Annotated in this window: 13 protein-coding genes; 12 read left to right on the forward strand and 1 reads right to left on the reverse strand. The window is 44.1% G+C overall.

From position 1 onward, the window contains the following. Positions 1-397: 397 nt before the first annotated feature. The 11 genes from B4A24_RS20030 (at position 398) to B4A24_RS20080 (ending at position 14,949) form a co-directional block, all read left to right on the forward strand. Positions 398-688, forward strand: a complete 291-nt coding sequence (locus B4A24_RS20030) for a hypothetical protein (protein WP_293946740.1) — start codon at positions 398-400, stop codon at positions 686-688. Positions 689-779: 91 nt separating this feature from the next. Continuing rightward, entirely contained in the window at positions 780-1,505 is a 726-nt protein-coding gene (gene pxpB, locus B4A24_RS20035) for a 5-oxoprolinase subunit PxpB (RefSeq protein ID WP_293946741.1), read from the forward strand. Next, a complete protein-coding gene (locus B4A24_RS20040; protein ID WP_293946742.1) occupies positions 1,495-2,451 on the forward strand; it encodes a biotin-dependent carboxyltransferase family protein in 957 nt (318 codons plus the stop codon). Before pxpB ends, B4A24_RS20040 begins: the two co-directional genes overlap by 11 nt. Continuing rightward, positions 2,444-3,202 carry a 5-oxoprolinase subunit PxpA gene (locus B4A24_RS20045; protein ID WP_293946743.1) on the forward strand — a complete coding sequence of 253 codons (759 nt, stop codon included), beginning with the start codon at positions 2,444-2,446 and terminating at the stop codon, positions 3,200-3,202. Before B4A24_RS20040 ends, B4A24_RS20045 begins: the two co-directional genes overlap by 8 nt. Then, complete coding sequence (locus B4A24_RS20050; protein WP_293946744.1) at positions 3,199-4,368, forward strand: NRAMP family divalent metal transporter; 1,170 nt, start codon at positions 3,199-3,201, stop codon at positions 4,366-4,368. The genes B4A24_RS20045 and B4A24_RS20050 overlap by 4 nt, the downstream gene beginning before the upstream one ends. Before the next feature lie 115 nt (positions 4,369-4,483). Next, positions 4,484-5,620, forward strand: a complete 1,137-nt coding sequence (locus B4A24_RS20055) for a glycoside hydrolase family 88/105 protein (protein ID WP_293946745.1) — start codon at positions 4,484-4,486, stop codon at positions 5,618-5,620. A 6-nt stretch (positions 5,621-5,626) separates the two neighbouring features. Beyond that, entirely contained in the window at positions 5,627-7,762 is a 2,136-nt protein-coding gene (locus tag B4A24_RS20060) for a TIM-barrel domain-containing protein (protein WP_293946746.1), read from the forward strand. Positions 7,763-8,027: 265 nt separating this feature from the next. After that, positions 8,028-11,126, forward strand: a complete 3,099-nt coding sequence (locus B4A24_RS20065; RefSeq protein ID WP_293946747.1) for a SusC/RagA family TonB-linked outer membrane protein — start codon at positions 8,028-8,030, stop codon at positions 11,124-11,126. Between the two features lie 12 nt (positions 11,127-11,138). Then, complete coding sequence (locus tag B4A24_RS20070; RefSeq protein ID WP_293946748.1) at positions 11,139-12,683, forward strand: RagB/SusD family nutrient uptake outer membrane protein; 1,545 nt, start codon at positions 11,139-11,141, stop codon at positions 12,681-12,683. A gap of 24 nt (positions 12,684-12,707) precedes the next feature. Beyond that, positions 12,708-13,475 (forward strand): hypothetical protein, encoded by a 768-nt coding sequence (locus B4A24_RS20075; RefSeq protein WP_293946749.1) that lies wholly within the window; start codon positions 12,708-12,710, stop codon positions 13,473-13,475. A 13-nt stretch (positions 13,476-13,488) separates the two neighbouring features. Next, positions 13,489-14,949, forward strand: a complete 1,461-nt coding sequence (locus B4A24_RS20080; protein ID WP_293946750.1) for a polysaccharide lyase 6 family protein — start codon at positions 13,489-13,491, stop codon at positions 14,947-14,949. 45 nt (positions 14,950-14,994) lie between these two features. Here B4A24_RS20080 and B4A24_RS20085 read toward each other — a convergent pair whose 3' ends face one another. Beyond that, positions 14,995-17,724 carry a DUF5695 domain-containing protein gene (locus tag B4A24_RS20085; protein ID WP_293946751.1) on the reverse strand — a complete coding sequence of 910 codons (2,730 nt, stop codon included), beginning with the start codon at positions 17,722-17,724 and terminating at the stop codon, positions 14,995-14,997. Between the two features lie 575 nt (positions 17,725-18,299). On the opposite strand from B4A24_RS20085, the gene B4A24_RS20090 reads away from it, so the two are divergent. Further along, positions 18,300-20,069, forward strand: a complete 1,770-nt coding sequence (locus tag B4A24_RS20090; protein WP_293946752.1) for a DUF885 family protein — start codon at positions 18,300-18,302, stop codon at positions 20,067-20,069. Positions 20,070-20,078 lie beyond the last annotated feature (9 nt).

The following is a 20,078-nucleotide window of genomic DNA, read 5'->3' on the forward strand; positions in this document are numbered from 1 at the left end:
AGTAAGGTCGCAGCCGAATAAGCGGCGAAGCAGTTCCGAATGAGTTTCGAAGATAGGATCAACAACTATTACAAAATGTCAATCGTACCAACTTCCTATTTTCTTCGCCATTTTTCCTGACTTTATTCGTCCTTTGTTCCTCTTTTGGTTTACAGTTAGCCTATTGTTGACCTATTACAGTAGGCCAATAGTAGGCTAACTGTAGGTGAAACTTAAAACGAAGCCAGGAAATGATAGAAGGAAAGTGTATAGTTGAGTTCTGGAGGTAACTACATCAATGGTTGTATCTTCTTAAACATTTGAGTACCATGGATAAATCGCCTTCTTTTTTTGATAAGCGAATATTTGGCCTATCTTTGAAATAGGAGAGATAGGCAAATTAACGGAGGAAGACCTTATGTCATACGAAGCAAGTTTAAAACATAAAATAGATGCCGAAAGTGTTTTCAAATCTGTATCAGATATCGGAGGCGAGGAAGTTCTCATTGAAGATTATGTTAAAGGTTTTAAAGAAGGTTTCACTATAGGATATAAGGAAAGTTACGAAATAGGCTTTAAATACGGTCTCAAAGAAGGTAAACATGAAAAAGCTATTGAATTTGCACGTACAATGAAACAAGATGGCATTCCAATGGCGCAGATTATGCGTTATACAGATTTATCTGCCGAAGAAATCGAAAAACTTTAATCATATAATCCGCTGCTACATAACAACCCAATTATTTTTTTGATTATCCTTTGGTATTTATAATCTTTGTATAGATTATAACATACAAATTATGGGAAGCCCCCACGAGCGATCTTTCGGTATAACATTGCCCAATTCTATCGGACATTATCCATTAGGTGATCAGGGACTCGTCCTCTCTTTTGCTGATACAATTTCCCTGGATGTCAATGTGCAGATCCGCCAAATTGCAACCTGCCTCGACAGCTGGCTTCAGCCCGGCATAATCGAATATGTTCCAGCATATACAACAATTACAATTTATTATGATCCGCTGCTGACCTCCTATAATGACTTACTATCTGCTTTGCAACCAATTGTGCGCGATATAGCCGAAAATCAAGAATATAAGCGTGTTAAAAAAGAGATCCCCATCTATTACAACGGGGAAGATCTGGCCTATGTAGCACAATATCATGGACTGTCTGAGCAAGAGGTGGTCCGTATACACAGTGAAGGGGAATATCTGGTGTATATGCTTGGTTTCGTTCCCGGATTTCCTTATTTGGGTGGGATGGACAGCCGGATCGCGACACCGCGAAAAGAGGTCCCCCGTCTGAAGATTGAGGCTGGTGCTGTGGGCATAGCCGGACAACAGACTGGTGTGTATCCCATAGCCACCCCCGGGGGCTGGCAGATTATCGGACATACACCGCTGCAGCTGTTTGACATCACGCAGGAGAACCCCTCACTGCTCGAAGCAGGGGATCGCGTAGCTTTTATTCCCATAACTTACGATGAATTTGTACAACTAAAAACTCAAGGCAATGGGCATTAAAGTCGTTAAAGCGGGTATGCTGACTACGGTACAGGACTTGGGACGTTACGGGCTACAACGTTACGGTATGCCCGTCAGTGGTGCAATGGATAGCTATGCGCTGCGTCTTGGTAATCATATCCTTGGTAATCCGGACAATGAAGCAGCAATCGAATGTACGCTCCTCGGCCCGACGATTTATTTCGAACAGGGACAGCTTATCGCTATTACAGGGGCTGATCTATCACCCACGGTCGATGGTGATCCGCTGCCCATGTGGAGACCGTTCTTTATAGGGGCTGGTTCACTGCTCTCTTTCGGACAGCCAAAGTTAGGTTGCCGGGCTTATATTTGTTTTCAGGGTGGGCTTGATATCCCCGAATTAATGGGTAGCAGATCAACATACAGTAAAGGACAAATAGGCGGCTGGCAGGGAAGGTCTCTTCAGGAAGGCGATAAGATCGCTTTTCGTCGCTATTATGTAGGGAAAGAGGAGGCGTTTCATTGGGCTGTGGATCCTAACTTATATCCTGACCTAGCAACGACTGTCATCCGGGTAATGGAAGGACCTCAATTCGCCGGCTTTGAAAGCGAAGCTCAAAAAAGCTTCTTCTCGGATGTATTTACCATGAGCAACAACTCGGACAGGATGGGCTATCGGCTAACATCCAAACCGTTACGGCTAAAGGAACAAAAGGAACTGTTGTCGACGGCGGTGACATTCGGCAGTATACAGGTGCCTCCCGATGGCAACGCAATTATCCTAATGGCTGACCATCCGACCACAGGTGGCTATCCGCTGATTGCGCAGGTAGCGACTATCGACCTGCCGCTCCTAGCTCAAAAACGACCAAATGATTGCATCAGCTTTGAGCGGATCAGCCTGGACGAAGCGCACAACCTATTAAAGAGACAGCATGCTCAATTAAAGAAACTCAAAAGCGCAATTGCATTGAAATATGAATAAACCACTTACTGTAGATTTAAATTGTGACATGGGCGAGAGCTTCGGCGCTTGGAAAATGGGCGATGACGAGGCGATCCTGCCGTATGTTTCGGCTGTAAATATTGCCTGCGGTTTTCATGCCGGAGATCCCGCAACGATGATGAAGACGGTGCGGCTTGCCCTGAAATACAAGGTCAAAATCGGTGCTCATCCGGGCCTTCCGGATCTGGTAGGCTTCGGCAGGCGTGAGATGCAGCTGACAACGCAGGAAGTGTATGAGTTGGTGGTCTATCAGGTCGGTGCGCTTGCTGCTTGCGCCAAAGTGCAGGGTTCAGCGCTACACCATGTCAAACCGCACGGAGCGCTCTACAATATGGCAGCAAAGAAATCTGAACTGGCAGTTGCAATTGCAGCAGCCATTTATGACATAGACCCTGGACTTGTATTATATGGGCTTTCGGGGAGCGAACTGATTAAAGCTGGCAAAACCAAAGGACTGAAGGTTTATAGCGAGGTCTTTGCCGATCGTACTTATCAACAGGATGGTACATTGACCGCCCGTTCGGATAAACATGCGCTGATCCACGATCCCAAGTTGGCCGCAGAGCAGGTGGTTGGTATGATTAAAACTGGAAAAGTTACCTCCCTGCAAGGTACTGCCGTCGATATCCAGGCGGATACCATCTGCCTTCATGGCGATAGCAAGGAGGCCGTTCAATTTGCCATGACAATCAATCAAGTGTTGAAAGATCATCATATTCTTATCCGATGAAACAAAGAAATACCTCAGCACTTATCGGTGCGGCATTATTGATGGCAACATCGGCCATAGGTCCGGGTTTCTTGACCCAAACGACGGTTTTTACTAAATCACTGGGTGCTAGCTTTGGATTCGTTATTCTGGTATCGATACTGATTGATATCGGTGTGCAGTTAAACATCTGGCGCGTGATAGCGGTGTCTGAAATGAGGGCACAGGATATTGCCAATAAATTGTTGCCGGGATTAGGAGGCTTCATTTCCCTGCTTATTATCCTCGGTGGACTGGCATTCAATATCGGTAATATCGCTGGGGCTGGCCTGGGACTGGAGGCGCTCTTCGGGGTCCATGTCATGACCGGTGCTTGCATCTCGGCGTTAATTGCCATTGCTGTATTTATCAACAAGCAGATTGGTAAAGCGATGGACCGTTTTACGCAACTCATGGGGGCAATTATGATATTGGCTTTTATCTACATCACAATGATTTCTTCGCCGCCCCTGGGCGAAGCGGTACTGCGTACGGTTGCTCCAGCAAAGATTGACTTTATCTCCATTATTACACTAGTCGGTGGTACCGTTGGTGGTTACATCACGTTTGCTGGTGGTCATCGCTTGATCGATGCGGGGGTAAAGGGGTTTGATGCTTTACCTACGGTAAATAGAAGTGCAGTCATGGGGATATCGGTTGCCTCGCTGGTCAGGGTCTGCCTGTTTTTGGCCGCGCTGGGTGTGCTGAGCCAGGGTTTACCGATTGACGATGCTAATCCGACAGCCTCGGTCTTCCAGCTTGCCGCAGGCAATTTTGGTTATCGTCTATTTGGCCTGGTGATGTTTGCTGCTTCAATTACGTCCATTATCGGGTCGGCTTACACTTCCGTCTCTTTTATAAAAACATTCAGCACTCGGATCGCTAAAAATGAAAATTGGATTATTATCGGCTTCATATTGATTTCCACCCTAATCTTCGTTTCAGTGGGTAAACCTGTTCAGCTATTGATTATCGCTGGCGCCGTTAATGGTATTATATTGCCTATCTCGCTGACCGTGATGCTTATTGCGGCCTATAAACCGGCGATTGTAGGTGTATATAAACAACCGATTATCCTTACGCTGATTGGCACAACGATCGTGATCTTAATGGCATTTATGAGCCTGCGCGTAATGTTGGATTTATAATTCTTATTCTTTTAAATCACAGGATCAATATTTCCACCTAAATGACCGAAAATTACCCCTTAAAATGTAGTTGAATAGTGATATTTGGTGTAATAACTAAATATAAACCCAGCTAATGATAACGATTGTGAGGTCAATACTCTCGGGTATTGCTGTGTCTTTGGCACTATATGCTACGGCACAAAACGTAGATTTAAAAAACTGGCCTGAAAAGGCCAATCCAATAAGCGTTGGCCGTTTGGTCGCACAGCGTTTTGTCGAAAGTCCACATAATAGCTTTAAACCACCGGCGCCACCCAAATCCATTACTTATCCTGAAGTATGCGCATGGTATGGTGCATTGAAGTTTGCTCAAGTTAGCCAAGATAAGGCGCTTCTCAATAAGCTAACACAACGTTTTATGCCTTTTTTTGATACGGAGAAGCATTTGGTTCCCCGGCCTTGGCATGTGGATTATGCGGTATTCGGAACTGTCCCGCTGGAATTGTATCAGCAGACAAAAAACAAAACTTTTCGCGAAATGGGGATGCGTTTTGCTGATGCTCAATGGAGCATTCCTATTGATTCTCCTCAAACGGTGAAAGATGCTTATCAAAAGTTTCTGGATAAGGGGCTGACCTGGCAGACCCGTTATTGGATAGATGATATGTATATGATTACCATGGTGCAGTCCAAAGCATTTCAGGTGACTGGCGAGCGTAAATACATCGACCGTGCCGCCCATGAAATGCTTGTTTACCTCGATACCATTCAAAAGGAAAACGGCTTATTCTATCACGCCCCGGATGCACCTTTCTTTTGGGGAAGGGGAAATGGCTGGATGGCCGCAGGCATGAGCGAACTGCTGTCGGCCTTACCCAACGATAACCCCAATAAATCCGCAATATTGGGCGCTTACCGAAAAATGATGGCCAGCCTCAAAAGGTATCAACGTGAAGATGGCCTATGGGGGCAGCTGATAGACAAGCCGGAATCTTGGCCGGAAACCTCGGGCTCGGCCATGTTTACTTATGCGCTGATTACCGGAGTGAAAAATGGCTGGCTCGATGCTAAAGAATATACTCCGATAGCACGCAAGGCCTGGATAGCACTGGTCGGATATATCAATAAGGAGGGGGATATCGCCAATGTCTGTGAGGGTACCAACAGAAAAAATGATTATCAGTATTATCTGGATCGAAAACAAAAGACTGGTGATATGCATGGACAGGCGCCAATACTCTGGTGCATATATGCCCTGTTAAAAAAATAAGCTGTTATGGAGAAAATCCTGATTATCCTGATGCTGTTGCTCTGCAGCCTGGCTGAGGCACAGCCCATTCAATGGAAAGAGCAATATCCCGGTGTGTGGAAAGGAACCTTTGGGCAACCTGAGCAATATACCTTATTGGGAGCTGCGGGTAGTAAACCTCGCGCTTCGACTCTCGAACAGCTGCAGTCAACCGACTTTCCACTGCCGAAAATGGACGTGCACGCAGAACTGATCGACGGGAAAACGTATGTGCGGATGCCATTGACAAAAAATGAGCAGATCTACGGTTTGGGACTGAATTTTCAAACGGTTCACCAACGAGGCAAGATACTTAACCTGCATGTGGATCACTATGGCGGCAAGGACAACGGACGCACACACGCGCCGGTCCCTTTTTACGTTTCCTCCAAAGGGTATGGTGTCCTTGTCAATTCGGCGCAGTACCTTACCTATTATGTGGGGACCGGGGTTCGTAAAGAAGCGAAAGAGCCGTCGGAAGCCAAGGATCGTAATACCGATAAAAGCTGGAGCTCACGCCCTTATTCGGATGCGGTGGAAATTTTTATTCCGGCTGCAGGCGTGGAAATTTATGTATTTGCAGGTGTAAATCCTTTGGATGCAGTCAAACGTTACAACTTATTTTGCGGCGGTGGTACCTTGCCTCCACGATGGGGACTGGGCTTTACGCAGCGGGTACAAAAGCTTTATACGGCCGAAGAGGTGCTCAATGAAGCCTCTCAATTTGAAGAGCATGGTTTTCCGCTCGATTTCATCGGTCTTGAACCTGGATGGCAATCCCGCGCCTACCCATGTACATTTGAATGGGACAAAGGACGTTTTCCCGATCCAGCTTCTTTAACTCAAAAATTGGCCGCTAAGGGCGTGCGTTTGAACCTTTGGACAAATCCATATATCTCACCGGAAGCTGGAATCAGCAAGGCGATCGAGCCCTTTACTGGTTCGCATACTGTTTGGAGCGGTACAGTTCCGGATTTGAACCATCCAGAAGCTAAAAAAATCCTTGCCAAACAGTTCACCGATGCGCAGCTTAATATCGGTGTCAGTGGCTATAAAATAGATGAAGTCGATGGCTACGATTATTATCTTTGGCCTGATATGGCTAAGTTTCCATCGGGTATCAGTGGTATCCAAATGCGGCAAACCTATGGTGTACTTGCACAAAAGCTTACCGATAGTTTATATCGAAGCAGGAATACACGAACGTATGGGCTCGTACGTGCGTCGAATGCGGGAGCCAATAATTTACCCTATGTCATCTACAACGATTACTATAGCCATCAAGATTTTATCACAGCACTGGTCAATAGTGGATTCTGTGGTGTGCTATGGACGCCGGAAGTACGGGGATCAAAGACGGGAGAGGAATGGCTGCGTCGTTTTCAATCCGTTGTCTTTTCGCCAATGGCCATGATTAATGCCTGGTCCAGTGGGACAAAACCTTGGTCTTTTCCGGAAGTCGCTGATCAGGTGAAGTACTATGCGCAATTGCGGATGGAACTGATGCCGTATTTATATTCCGAATTTGCCAAGTATCACTTTGAAGGGACGCCGCCTTTCAGGGCGATGGCCCTGGAGGAGGGCTTTCAGGGACAGACAAAGGCGGTGTTGGGCAATCGGGACCTGGAAACAAACCCTTATCTGGAAGCCGTCAATGGGGAGGTCAAAGATCAATATATGTGTGGCGAATATATACTGGTTGCGCCTTTATTTGCTGGAGAATCATCCCGTAAGGTGCTGCTGCCCAAAGGGAATTGGTATGACTTCTACACGGGGAAATATGTCGGAAATGGAGAAGAGGTCCTTGCCAATCCGGGGATAGACCGCATTCCGGTTTATGTCAAAGATGGGGGTATCATACCCATGATGAGCAGTCGCTTACATGCACCGCTAGCAAATGAGAAAGTCGATTTGACGATTCGCCACTATGGGGAGAGGGAGGGAATTTATCAACTATATGACGATGACGGTGTTAGCTTTGACTATGAAAAAGGCGCCTATGCCTGGCGTCGGGTGCTGATCAGAAAAAATGCACAGGGGCGCCTAAGCGGAGAAATAGCAAAACCTCAACAGGGGAAGCCAAATACATTTGGAAAAGTGCGATTTGAATTTATGACAAACTAAGAAGAACATGATTTTATCCGGAACAGCAAAAATGTGCCGATTTTAGGATAACTGACCATTTTTTACGCCTTAAAAGACCAAATTTACCCCCTTTAATACGATAGAGAAATCGATATTTGGGTAATAACGAATTGTGAAAAATAACCAATTAAGGGATTTGGGATGAATCCGTCATGAGCTTTTGATCGGCGTTTTGCCGAGACCAAACGAGCGTGGGAGCTAAATTCCTTTGGATAATAAATAACCAATTAATAAATAACTAATTATGACAAAAAGTATCACGAAAATGGGGTGCTTTGTACTCTGCCTATTTTTAATAACGGGGAGTTTGGGCTTACCGCTCTTTGCCCAGCAAAATATGCGGATCTCGGGCAAAGTGAGCAATAGTAAAGGTGATGCGCTACAGGGGGTGAGCGTACGTATTAAAGGGAAAAGCCAAGGAACAAGTACGGATGCCGCCGGGAAGTATCAGATCGAGGCTGCGCCAGCAGCGATTCTGGTCTTTAGTCAGGTAGGCATGAAGGTGGAAGAAAGAACAGTCGGTAGTCAACGACAGATTGATGTTCAGCTTGGTGAAAATGAGAATGCACTGGATGAGATCGTTGTTACCGGGTATGGTAGCGTAGCTAAAAAGCGGGATCTAACAGGTGCGATATCCTCTGTCAACGCCAAAAAAATTCAGGAAAGACAGCCAGTCAATCTATTTGATGCCTTACAAGGACAAGCCGCCGGTGTACTTATCGTTAACGATGGCGGTGCAGAACCCGGGGCAACGGGATCTATACAAGTCCGTGGTACCTCTACCCTGAATGGTGGAAATGGCCCTTTGTATCTAGTAGATGGTGTTATCAATCCGGATGGTGCAAATATTAATCCGACAGATATTGAAAATATTGAGGTGCTTAAGGATGCTGCATCGGCGTCTATCTACGGATCCCGGGCAGCGAATGGTGTTATCTTGATCACAACCAAGCGTGGTGCAGAAGGTAAACCTCTGATCAATGTCAACTATAACCATCTCTTTGGTCGTTTGGCCCATTATATTCCGGTGAGTAATTCGGCTGAAGTTCGTGAATTTAGGACTATACAGGGGCAAGGTAGCAGTGTTGATTCACTGAATCCTAGTTTTAATGCAGACAACAATCTCCAAAAGCTATTGCTGGGCAACCTCGCACAAAAGAAAGAAATCAAGTTAAGTATTGGTGGTGGACAAAAAAATCTCCGTTACTACAGCAGTTTAAATTATTTGGATGATAAGTCTATTATCTTGAATAGCTATGCAAAACGTTTGCAGTCGCGGATCAATGTGGAATATCAAGCCTCATCAAAACTGAGATACGCGAATAATATCTCCTTTGCCTGGCAAAAAGGCAATTCCATTCCAATTGCCAATACGGTGCGCGTCGTGATGGACAGGCCGGCGTATTCGTTGATCTACTATCCTGACGGATCATTGACAAGTTATATCGGATCTAAACGAAATCCTATTGCGAATGCATTATACGAACAGAACATTAGTGAGACGTATTCCGGTCAGTTCAATAATCAATTGGACTATCAGTTGATGAATGACCTCAAACTGACGACTTTATTTAATGCACGGTTGGATAACTTGCAAAATACAGGTTTTTCACCGCGTTTTATATCGGCTAATAAAGACCAAAATAGTGGATCGAACGAATTTACCAAGACTTTCTCTTGGGAATTCCAGGCATTTGCCAATTACAATAAAACATTTGCAAAGGACCATAATGTATATGCCCTGTTAGGATTTAGCGCTGATCGTAGACGTTTTGATCGTTTCCATTCTGAATATTTGAACAGTGTAAACGAAGAGGTCTTGGTCACATTTCCGGATTATCTGACCTCCTCCAAGACGTATACATCAGCGACAGCAAATGCAACAGCTTCGGTATTTAGTCGAATTGGTTATAACTATAAGAGCCGTTACCTCCTCCAGGCCTCGTACAGAAGAGACGGGTCTTCAAGATTCGGTCCGAGCAACAAATGGGGAAACTTTTTCTCAGGATCTGCTGCTTGGCGTTTTTCGGATGAAAACTTTATGAAATGGACTAAGCCGGCATTACAGGATGCGAAACTGCGCTATAGTTTTGGCCAGCTTGGAAATGATAAGATCGGGGATTACGAATCTTATGCCAAGGTAGCATTTGGTGGTAATTATAATGGTGTGGGAGGAGCGGCAATGACCCCGACTTTAGGTAATTATCTGATTAAATGGGAAATGACGACGCAGAACAATGTGGGGTTGGATCTTACCTTTCTCAATGGAAGATTGGGCTTTACCGCTGATTACTATGTGAAAACCACAACGGATCTGTTATATCCTAGAGAACTACCTAAAGAAACCGGATACACAAAGCTTCAGGTGAATGTGGGATCGATCCGAACCCGGGGAATGGAGTTTGTCGTCACTGCCCGGCCGATCGTCAAGCCTAACTTTACCTGGGAAATCAATGGAAATATCTCCTTTGAACGAGGTAAGGTTGTGAAATTGGCGGACGGTGTTCCTTTCTTTCCGGGGAATAAATGGTATCTCGAAGAGGGGGGACGTATTGGTAATTTTTACGGATGGCGTAATCTCGGTGTATATGCCTGGGATGAGTCCAATGCCTATAACGACAACTGGGATAAATTGACACTTGTGCTTGACGGCCAGGGAAAACCATTGTACCGCGATGGTAAACCTGTATATACTTCAGATGGCCAAAATTATGAAGGTACAGTGCATCACCTTTATGCTCCCGATGGCAAGCTGAAAGGTGGGGATGCCGAATGGCTCAACAGCAAACGCGATAGCTTGATCAATGACGATGACCGTATGATCCTGGGCAATCCTACCCCTGATTTTTACTTTGGTTTTATGCAGACATTTACTTACAACCGATTTTCTTTAAATGTACTGTTCAACGGTGCAATCGGCGGAGAAGTGTACAATGCTTTGTTACAGCGTCAGAACTATCCTTCCAATACAGGCGCGGGATCACCGGATATGGTGTATAATGTATGGCGGAAACCGGGCGATGAGGCCAAGTATCCCTACTATCCTGAGCGAAACAATCGTGGAAACATGAAAACCAACCAAAATAGCCTGTACATCGAAGATGCTTCCTTTATTCGGCTTGCAAGCGCGCGTCTGGCCTATAATTTTAGTCCACGATTGGCCAATAAATTGAAAATGAAAGGCCTTACAACGTATATCTATGGAACAAATTTGTTGACCTGGACAAACTACCGCGGCTATGATCCTGAATTCAGTACCTCAAACCCGCTAACACCGGGTGAGGATGACGGTCGTTATCCTAGAAGAAGAGAATTTGGTTTCGGTGTAAATGTTAATTTTTAGAAGATTTCAATTATGTACAAAATAAAAATTTTAGCAGCATTACTTTTTTTAGGCACTTTGGGCGCTTGCAATAAATTTCTGGATGAAAAGCCTCTTTCAGATGGAACATTGGATCAACATTACAAAAACCTATATGATGTACAGGCGGCAATGGCCGGTATGTATAGTGCTTTTCAGCTTGAAATGGTCGGTAAAGATCAATATAGTGAGAAATATCTTTACTGGGGAGAATATCGGTCAGACAATTTTGATCGCTTTATTAGTTATACCAAGGACTATGTGGATGAAATCGTGTTAAACAGTATCACGCCTTCCAATGATTTTTCAGATTGGAGCGGGCTGTATACAACCATAGGACGGGCAAATAACAATATTAAATATATTCCCCAGGCAGCTCAATTGGATAGTCGGATCACAACGGCCATGCAAAACGATTTTTTGGCACAAAGTTATGCACTTCGCGCGATGTCTTACTTTTATATCGTCCGTGTATGGGGGGACGCACCTATTTGGTTAGAGCCCTATGAAGATGTGGAAAAGCCCGCGGAAAGAGCGCGTGAACCAAAAGATAAAGTCATAAAAGACTTGATTATCCCGGATTTGGAAAAAGCCTATTCCTTGACTACAAAAAACGCCAAAAGCCCCTTATGGACAATCGGCGAAGCTGGAATATGTGCGATCCTGGCTGATGTATACATGTGGCAGGGAGATCATGAAAATGCAATAAAGTGGATAGAAAAATTATTCTTGGCCAAGTCGCCCACCAATGCCGTTTATGCGGGCTTAAATGAAACCAACTTACAGGATGCCGCATCCTGGAAAACGATCTTTACAAATCCGTCAACCAGTAAAGAAACAATCTGGAGTATCCATTGGGATTACCTGAAAAATGGCTGTGCCTGCATGCAGACTTCCTGGACATCAAATAACAAACAGATTGTTGTGGATGAAGGGATCTGGGCAAGCTGGTTCCTACCACAGACGACAGCAAGTCCAAGTCCGGATATTCGGCCAAAACAAACGCTGGATGTCTATTTTGGTATGCCAAGCAATAAACGGGATCGATTTATAAAATGGTATCCAACGGAAGCAAACCCTACCAAGGCGGATCCCTGGCCGGCAACAAATCAATTGCTTCCGGTCTATCTGACGATGTACCGACTGAGTGACATCTATCTGCTGTATGCAGAAGCTTTGAATAGACGTGGCGATCGGGAAAAAGCTATTAAATACGTGAATTTTGTGCGTAAAAGGGCGCAACTGCCGGCGTACGATGTGAACGCTCCTGAGTTAGCAACCCCCCATAAGCTGGAAACTGCTATTTTAAATGAACGGCAGCTGGAGCTTTTTGGAGAAGGAAAGAGATGGTTTGATCTGGTCAGAACAAATCGTGTCAAGGAAGTGATGGATCCTATTCTGAAACGTAGGCAGGAGGATGCCGGAAACCTGGAAATGCCGGGATTCTTGGATCCTCAAAATAGAGCCTACTGGCCATTGAATCGAAATGTTTTGAATTCCAATAGTTTATTGGTTCAAAATCCAGGATATACAGATTAGTAGGAGACCGTAGAAAAAGAAATTATGAAAAGAAATTTTAACATCAAGTGGATACAGGTAGGGGCGATGCTTCTGACCTTATTGACAACAGGCTGTTCTCTCTTCGATATGGAATTGCAGGAAAATTACGATTACGAACATAAAACGCTGGATCCTAATATTGGCATTAGTGCGAAGAAATTTTTAGAAGATCGTTCTTATGGAACGCCCGAGAAGCCAACAGATACGGTCTTCAAGTGGATGCGGATGGGGATGGAATATGCGGGTATTGATCTGAATGAGTTTGAAAAATCCGATCGGACATTTATATTTTTACATAATGATGCAGTCAAAATTTGGGATGCCAAGACAAAAAAGGTGACCGGCGGACTTTTCTTTGATTTTCCTATTGTGACCGGCATGGATGGTGCCGGTACACCGCTGACCAGGCCTGCTACGAAGTGGGAAGATTATAGCAAAGAAGATGTACGGAATTATTTTCTTTACCTCATTTTGGAGGGCAAATATAACTTTGCTGATCTGAGTATCAATAATGTGAAAGCAAAGACGCTGTTGCCAGCCAATACCGTAGCGAGTAAGGGATCTCTATTGGGCTATATGAATGAAGAGAAAGGTTTTGATCAGGAGGGAGCGATGTATTTAAAATTGGTCAATAATAATGACCTGGCGCCGATTCAGATTAATAACAAAACCACTAATAGATCTGGCGGATATGGTGTTACTAATGGCGTGGTCCATGTATACGGTGTAAAGGGAAATACCACCGTTTATCCTTTTATGTCGAAACAATAGGGGGATGCCGGATATGTTGAATATAATCGCTGTAATAACTTCCTTTTCACTGCTAGTGGTGGCTGGAAGCGGTACCCATCAAACAGAAGATGTCGCATTAGGATTGAACAGAGGGGCAAGTGTTCGATGTCATACCATTCAGTCTGCAGCCGATTTACAATCCTTAAGTTTGCAGCCCGGAGATACGATCCTTATGAAGTCCGGGCAATGGACGGACCAGGAGCTTATATTGAGTGGACAGGGGGCAAGCCATCAGCCTATTGTGCTGATGGCTGAGCAACCCGGTGCGGTGACGTTGAAAGGGGCTTCGTCCCTTCGTATTACGGGAACATGGCTTGTGATTGATGGTCTTGTCTTTCAAAGTGGTTATACCGCTGGAAAGAATGTCGTTGATTTTACGGCATCTTCTGCAAATTGCCGATTGACCAATACTGCTATTATGGATTTTAATCCTCCTGCAGCAGCTACTGACTACCGCTGGATTTCCATCAATGGATCCAATCACCGTGTAGATCATTGTTATCTCAAAGGAAAATCTCATCAGGGCCCCACAATGGTGGTTTGGGGAACAAGCAAAGTAATGCGTCACCGAATTGACCATAACTTTTTTGGAGAGCGGGGGGCGTTACCAAATAATGGTAATGAAACGATCCGTCTAGGCACGAGTGACTGGTCAATGACCAATGCCTATACGACGATCGAAGATAATATCTTTCAGCATTGCAATGGTGAAATGGAAATTATCTCAAATAAGATGGGAGCTGACACCATCCGTAATAATTTGTTTTATGAAAGCCAGGGAACTTTGTGCTTGCGGCATGGCAATGGGTCTGCTGTGTATGGGAACTATTTTATCGGTAACGGGATTCATGCTGCTGGAGGAATCCGTGTCATGGGTGAGGATCATATTATTTATAACAATTATTTCCAAAATTTGGCTGGTACAGGCCAAAAAGCAGCATTGGTTTTGATGGATGGCATCCCTAATTCACCATTAAGCGGTTATTATCAGGTCAAACGTGTCAAGGTGGTGGCCAATACAATGATCAACTGTCAGCAGTCATTTGATATTGGTGCTGGAAAGGGGAGCAACCGTAATTTAGCGCCTATTGATGGGCATATTGCAAATAATGTGGTTTCACAGGCTTCACGGTCAACCCTGCTCACCTTTACAGATCAGCCCATTAACTTTGTTTATCAAGAAAATATCGTATTTGATGTGCCGACAAGCCAACAGCTTCCTACCGGTTTCAGCCGTCAGAATCCTCAATATACATTGACGACTGATGGCATTTATGAACCAACCAACAATAGTCCGATGTTAGGCGCTTTTGTTGGTAATTATCCTTTCGCTGCAGCAGCAGATGCCGGAGCTCCGAAACTGGACAACAAACATCGGCAATTATTGAAAGCGCAAGATATTGGTCCAAGATTTATGACGGGACTGGGAAATAGCTTGGTTATCAATCCATAAGAAAAGGTGCCCATTTTATTGGGCACCTTTTGCTTTTCACGTTATTTATTTTGATTTTGTCAGGATGACCATTTTCGTTGATAAAGGAATACGATATCGACCATGGTCATCTTTGTGCATACCTTTTATCTCATAGCCACTTTCGGGATTTATGTTGAGTAAAACTTGTGTAGTATGCTCCTGATTCCCCATGTGAAAATGTAAGACAATGCTTCTATCCTTCAGCTGGTAAGTGAGACGCTCAATTTCCCCGGCATCGGTTGTGAGCCAAAGTTGTTCTTTCGCTAGAAAAATTCGGCCCCGAGAGGCTGTTGTTATAGCAACGTCTACAGCTTTCTTGTTCGCTTTGAGGTTGCCACTGAATGCCAGCCAGCCAAATTCGGGATGTTCGAAAATATAGGTTCCGGAATTGACTGCATAGCCATAGAATCCCGTGCCATAGTCTCCACTGATCCCATCATTTGCTAAAGTGCTTGGATAAGAATGGAATGCTGCTGGACCAAAACCATCTTCCGTAACATTGGCAAGCGCTCCCATCATGCCTGCGTGTCCGATTCGCAGTAGGTAGAAATCTTCTGGATGGCGGCGAAATTCTGTCAGAACGGGGATCGCATTGAGTGCAGAACCGTAATGGTGCAATTGACGCTCAATGCGCGACAATTTTCCGCCGTAAACAAAATCCCAATAGCGACGGGCACTACCGTTGTAACCCCAGTGCGGTACCGTTGGCATATAGGCAAGGATAGCGTTGAGCGTCACCTGCGCTTTTTCATCGAATCCAAAGAAGCGTGACCATAGGTAGACTTCCTCCTGACCGGTAGAGTCCCAAGGCATTTCACTGCCAAATGGATAATTGAGTGTTTTCCAATGTTCGGCTCGTTTACGCATCCCTGCCTCCAGTTGATTCGCTCGCGTTATCATCCCTTCCTTGCGAAGATCTTGTAAGATAATCAGGAATATGCTACCTTCCATCTGGCCAAACTGGGCATAATAGGGCGCTTTCTCTACCATTGCTATTGCCGTATTGAAAGCACGGTCCAGATAGGTATCCCATGTTTCTTCCTGTACAAGATTGTTGTAGTTGCGTGCAAGCCGGTACATTACCCAGTGTGCAGCGGCAACATGTGGATAGTTATAGGACCTTCCAATATCGTCGGCTTCTTTTTTAGGCCAGGCCGACCAAGTCTTCCAATTAATTTTATCGTCGTAGGTGCCTGCAGGTAATGAATCAGGAGCATAATAAAATAAACTTTTTACTACACCGTATTTTTGTGCACCCGAAGCATGCTGGATACGGCCATACATGGTTTCGTTGACAAAATGCTTGAGCTTTTCAATCTCCTGTTGGTCGGGTTGTAGGGCCTGTTTCATGATGGCTGCAAGCCAGCTCGCAGCACCTGCTTCGTCGCTTAATCCCGCATACCAAGCTCGCCGTTCTTGCGTAACTTGTTTTTGCTCTTCATAATCGTAAGAAATGACAGCAGGGGAGCGTCCAAATAGATCCTTGTCATTTTCATACCATTGCTTTGTGGTCAGAAAGTGGCCAAGGTTATTGACGACGTCTTTCTCGGATTTGATGACTTTATAATGTATTGTCTGTTCAATGCCATCCTGATAAGTTACAGTAACGCGTGCACGCCCCCAACGGTTTCCTTGTACCTCGTATTGTTGCCATTGGCCTGCAGTTTGTTTTAGCTTGCTAAGGGTGAGTGCATGCTCAGGGGATACACTAATTTTTTTAATTTCTTTGTTGTGCTTTAGAAAGAGTTTTACCGGATTATCTAATGGTATGACATAGCCTGGAGCGCCAATGGCTACAGGGCGATTGTTTTTAAGCAATTCTGCTTCTATATCCCGGATACTTGGGGCGAGCACAAAGCGAAGTGCAAATACCTTGGAAGCTTTGGGCGCTAATACTGTCGAGGTGGCCTCGTTCCACTGTTCTACGCCCTTCCATTCCGTTTCGGTATGTGCTTTGGTATGGACCATCCATTCATGAAATCCTTCAAAAGTTATGCTTCGGGGGGTAGGATCGCTATTCAAGGGATTATAGGCTTCAAAACCCGCATTCTCATAAGGCAATACCAATAAGCTTGGTCCGCGTCCATGCAGATGGTTTACTTGGACATAACCCGCATCTTTGCCTATGTAAGGGTCAAAAAAGACGTTCTGGGCGTGGGCTTGATCAAGGCTTTTACCATCCATGTTATTATTGAAAGGAAGCGGGATGCCCAGCGATCCTATTTCTATTGTTTGTTCTGTTGGATTACTGACCTCGAAGCTCAAGATCAGGTCACCACCGATATTCTTCCAGCTCCGGATCACTTTGAGAGGGATACCTCCCAATGTCGGGGAGATATTAGCGGCAGCTAAAGCGGTTCCCGATGCATCGAGGGCGATTACCTCTTTGCGATCTTTGGCGGATGAGTAAGTAGACCAAGTTGTTTCACCCTGTTTTCTCAAACTGATATTAATATCTCCAAAATGAAAAAAATTATTACGGTCTCTCTTACGCAGCATTTCCACAGGGGTGTAATCGAAGTTGTCGTCTCCGCCTATTTGTTGTAATGCAGCTAAAGTCTGTGAGGAATTTATCACTTTGATCTTTAACTTTTCGAGTTGAAAGCTTTTATCTCCCTTGTCAATACCCAATGTTGCTGTTTGTGTTTTGACAGCTTGCCATACGGGATGTTCATCCTGCTGGCCAAACACCGTGAGGGCAGCATGTAAATATAATAAGGTAAAAAGAAGGTAGTGATTTTTCTTAAAGTTCATGTTCTGTAAGATTTAACAAGTAACGACTTGCTTTATCAGCATTGTCAATTAAGTACAAATATGTGTTATTGAACCCGTTCTTTATACTTGAAATTTAACCTACGATATTACTTTTTTAGCATATTTCAGCTAAAATTTGGTTTATCATTTACGAAAATATACATTTAATGTATAAATAACATTTATTACACAGAGGTTGTTGGCGATTGGTAATGATATCAAGTCCATTTTTAGAATGCGTACAATAAGCCCTTTGATCACAAAAGACTTATTAAAAATGCTTGGATCTGAAGGCAGAGGTCAATATCCAATAAGTAATGATCAAAAGTCGGTTAGTTAAGTTGTCCATCAGTTGCTTTCTTTGATAAAGAAAAATAAACATAATTCAAGTGAGTAAAAAGACAGCACCTATAAAAAGTTTATGTATTTCATGACTTTAACACAGGCAACTGACCAACTGATTTGATGATAAAAAGTCCGTGGACAATCCTGGACTTATTTTGTTGGAGATATTTGACGAGCTATAAAAATGCAAATACGACAGATTTCAATAACGCTAACAATAAACTTAAACAATGATAAACACTGACCTTAAAGTAAAGCCGTGTGTTGGTCTAGGTATACTCTGTATGGCAGTGCCAATGACATTAAATGCGCAAAAAATGGACTTGTTTCAACACACCACGCCGATTGAACCCTACGTTGTTCAGTATGAACATGATCTGCAGGCAGTAAATTATTTTTATGGGCCCATGCCGAAAGGCTGGGGCTTCCAACAAGCTAGCCCGTCTCCTGAACAAATTAATAGATTAATCACTTTGGATAAGTCTTATCTGACCAAATTAAAAGCTTTTGACTATAATCAGTTGAATACAAATGGACAGGTAGACTATATCCTTTTAAACCGAAAGATCTTACACCATCAACAAGAACTAAGTGACGAGATGAATGCTTATCATCGGCTCAAATCTTATTTGCCATTTGCAGATAGCATCTTTCAATTTGAACAAAAACGCAGAAGGGGCTCTTTTGTAGAAGGTAAAGCGATTGCAACAATGCTTGAACAGGCCAGTGAATCGGTATTGCGAGAGACAAAAGCGCTGGTGCAGAAACCTGCAATAGATGCCAATGATGTAAGCTATTTAGTCGGTATGGTTGAGTCTTTACAGAAGCGTCTGCAAAGTTCATTTGATTTCTATAATGGTTATGATCCCAATTTTACATGGTGGGTGCCCAAATCTTACGAAGGCCTTGATGCAGCGCTGGTTGCTTATAAAGAAGCACTTAAAACTAAAAGCAACTGGAAGGTTTTTGATGACGGAAGCAATATAGGTGGCAGACCGATCGGTAAGGCGGCACTCAATAAAAAGCTAAAAGATGAAATGATTGCCTATGATGCCGACGACTTATTGAAGATTGCCGATAAGGAATGGAAATGGTGCGTTGCTGAGTTATTGAAGGCATCGCAGGAAATGGGATTTGGCGACGATTGGAAAGCCGCTCAGGAAAAGGTCAAAAATACGTATGTAGCTGAGGGCAGACAACCTGATCTTATCAATGCATTGTATGCCAGGGCGCAGGACTTTATAAAAGCGCATAACTTGATCGATATTCCCGAATTGGCGGATGAGACTTGGGGAATGATTATGATGACTCCTGAACGGCAATTGGTCAATCCTTTTTTTACGGGCGGTCGTGAGATCAGTATTTCCTATCCGACAAATACAATGACTTACGAGCAGAAGATGATGAGTATGCGGGGGAATAATCCACATTTCTCTTTGGGAACTGTTCAGCACGAGCTTAATCCAGGTCACCATCTGCAGTATTTTATGAATAAAAGATATAAACCCTACCGTGAACAGAGCTTTAATACACCTTTTTGGACGGAGGGGTGGACTTTGTACTGGGAATTGCTCTTGTATCGGATGGGATTTGCAAAAACACCAGAAGAACGTATTGGTGTCTTGTTTTGGCGAATGCACCGTTGTGCACGTATCACGTTCAGTATCAAATTTCATCTAGGTGAATGGACACCACAGCAATGTATCGATTATCTTGTGGATCAGGTAGGACACGAACCGGCAAATGCGCATGGTGAGGTAAAACGCTCCTTCGAGGGGTCTTACGATCCTTTATATCAGCTTGCTTATATGATAGGGGGCCTACAATTATTGAGTATCAGCGATGAGCTGGTGGGCAAGGGTAAAATGTCTTATAAAGATTTTCATGATCGCGTTATCAAAGAAAATTATATGCCTATGGAAATGCTAAGGGCGATATTGACTGATCAACAGCTTGATGCCAACCACCAGACGAAATGGAAATTTTACAACTTTGACTAAATACCTTCC

The organism is Sphingobacterium sp. UBA7249, assembly GCF_002472835.1.
GTDB lineage: Bacteria > Bacteroidota > Bacteroidia > Sphingobacteriales > Sphingobacteriaceae > Sphingobacterium > Sphingobacterium prati.

Coding starts and splice junctions, on each gene's coding strand:
- B4A24_RS20030 (WP_293946740.1), top strand. CDS start 398: ATGTCATACGAAGCAAGTTTAAAACATAAAATAGATGCCGAAAGTGTT.
- pxpB (WP_293946741.1), top strand. CDS start 780: ATGGGAAGCCCCCACGAGCGATCTTTCGGTATAACATTGCCCAATTCT.
- B4A24_RS20040 (WP_293946742.1), top strand. CDS start 1,495: ATGGGCATTAAAGTCGTTAAAGCGGGTATGCTGACTACGGTACAGGAC.
- B4A24_RS20045 (WP_293946743.1), top strand. CDS start 2,444: ATGAATAAACCACTTACTGTAGATTTAAATTGTGACATGGGCGAGAGC.
- B4A24_RS20050 (WP_293946744.1), top strand. CDS start 3,199: ATGAAACAAAGAAATACCTCAGCACTTATCGGTGCGGCATTATTGATG.
- B4A24_RS20055 (WP_293946745.1), top strand. CDS start 4,484: ATGATAACGATTGTGAGGTCAATACTCTCGGGTATTGCTGTGTCTTTG.
- B4A24_RS20060 (WP_293946746.1), top strand. CDS start 5,627: ATGGAGAAAATCCTGATTATCCTGATGCTGTTGCTCTGCAGCCTGGCT.
- B4A24_RS20065 (WP_293946747.1), top strand. CDS start 8,028: ATGACAAAAAGTATCACGAAAATGGGGTGCTTTGTACTCTGCCTATTT.
- B4A24_RS20070 (WP_293946748.1), top strand. CDS start 11,139: ATGTACAAAATAAAAATTTTAGCAGCATTACTTTTTTTAGGCACTTTG.
- B4A24_RS20075 (WP_293946749.1), top strand. CDS start 12,708: ATGAAAAGAAATTTTAACATCAAGTGGATACAGGTAGGGGCGATGCTT.
- B4A24_RS20080 (WP_293946750.1), top strand. CDS start 13,489: ATGTTGAATATAATCGCTGTAATAACTTCCTTTTCACTGCTAGTGGTG.
- B4A24_RS20085 (WP_293946751.1), bottom strand. CDS start 17,724: ATGAACTTTAAGAAAAATCACTACCTTCTTTTTACCTTATTATATTTA.
- B4A24_RS20090 (WP_293946752.1), top strand. CDS start 18,300: ATGATAAACACTGACCTTAAAGTAAAGCCGTGTGTTGGTCTAGGTATA.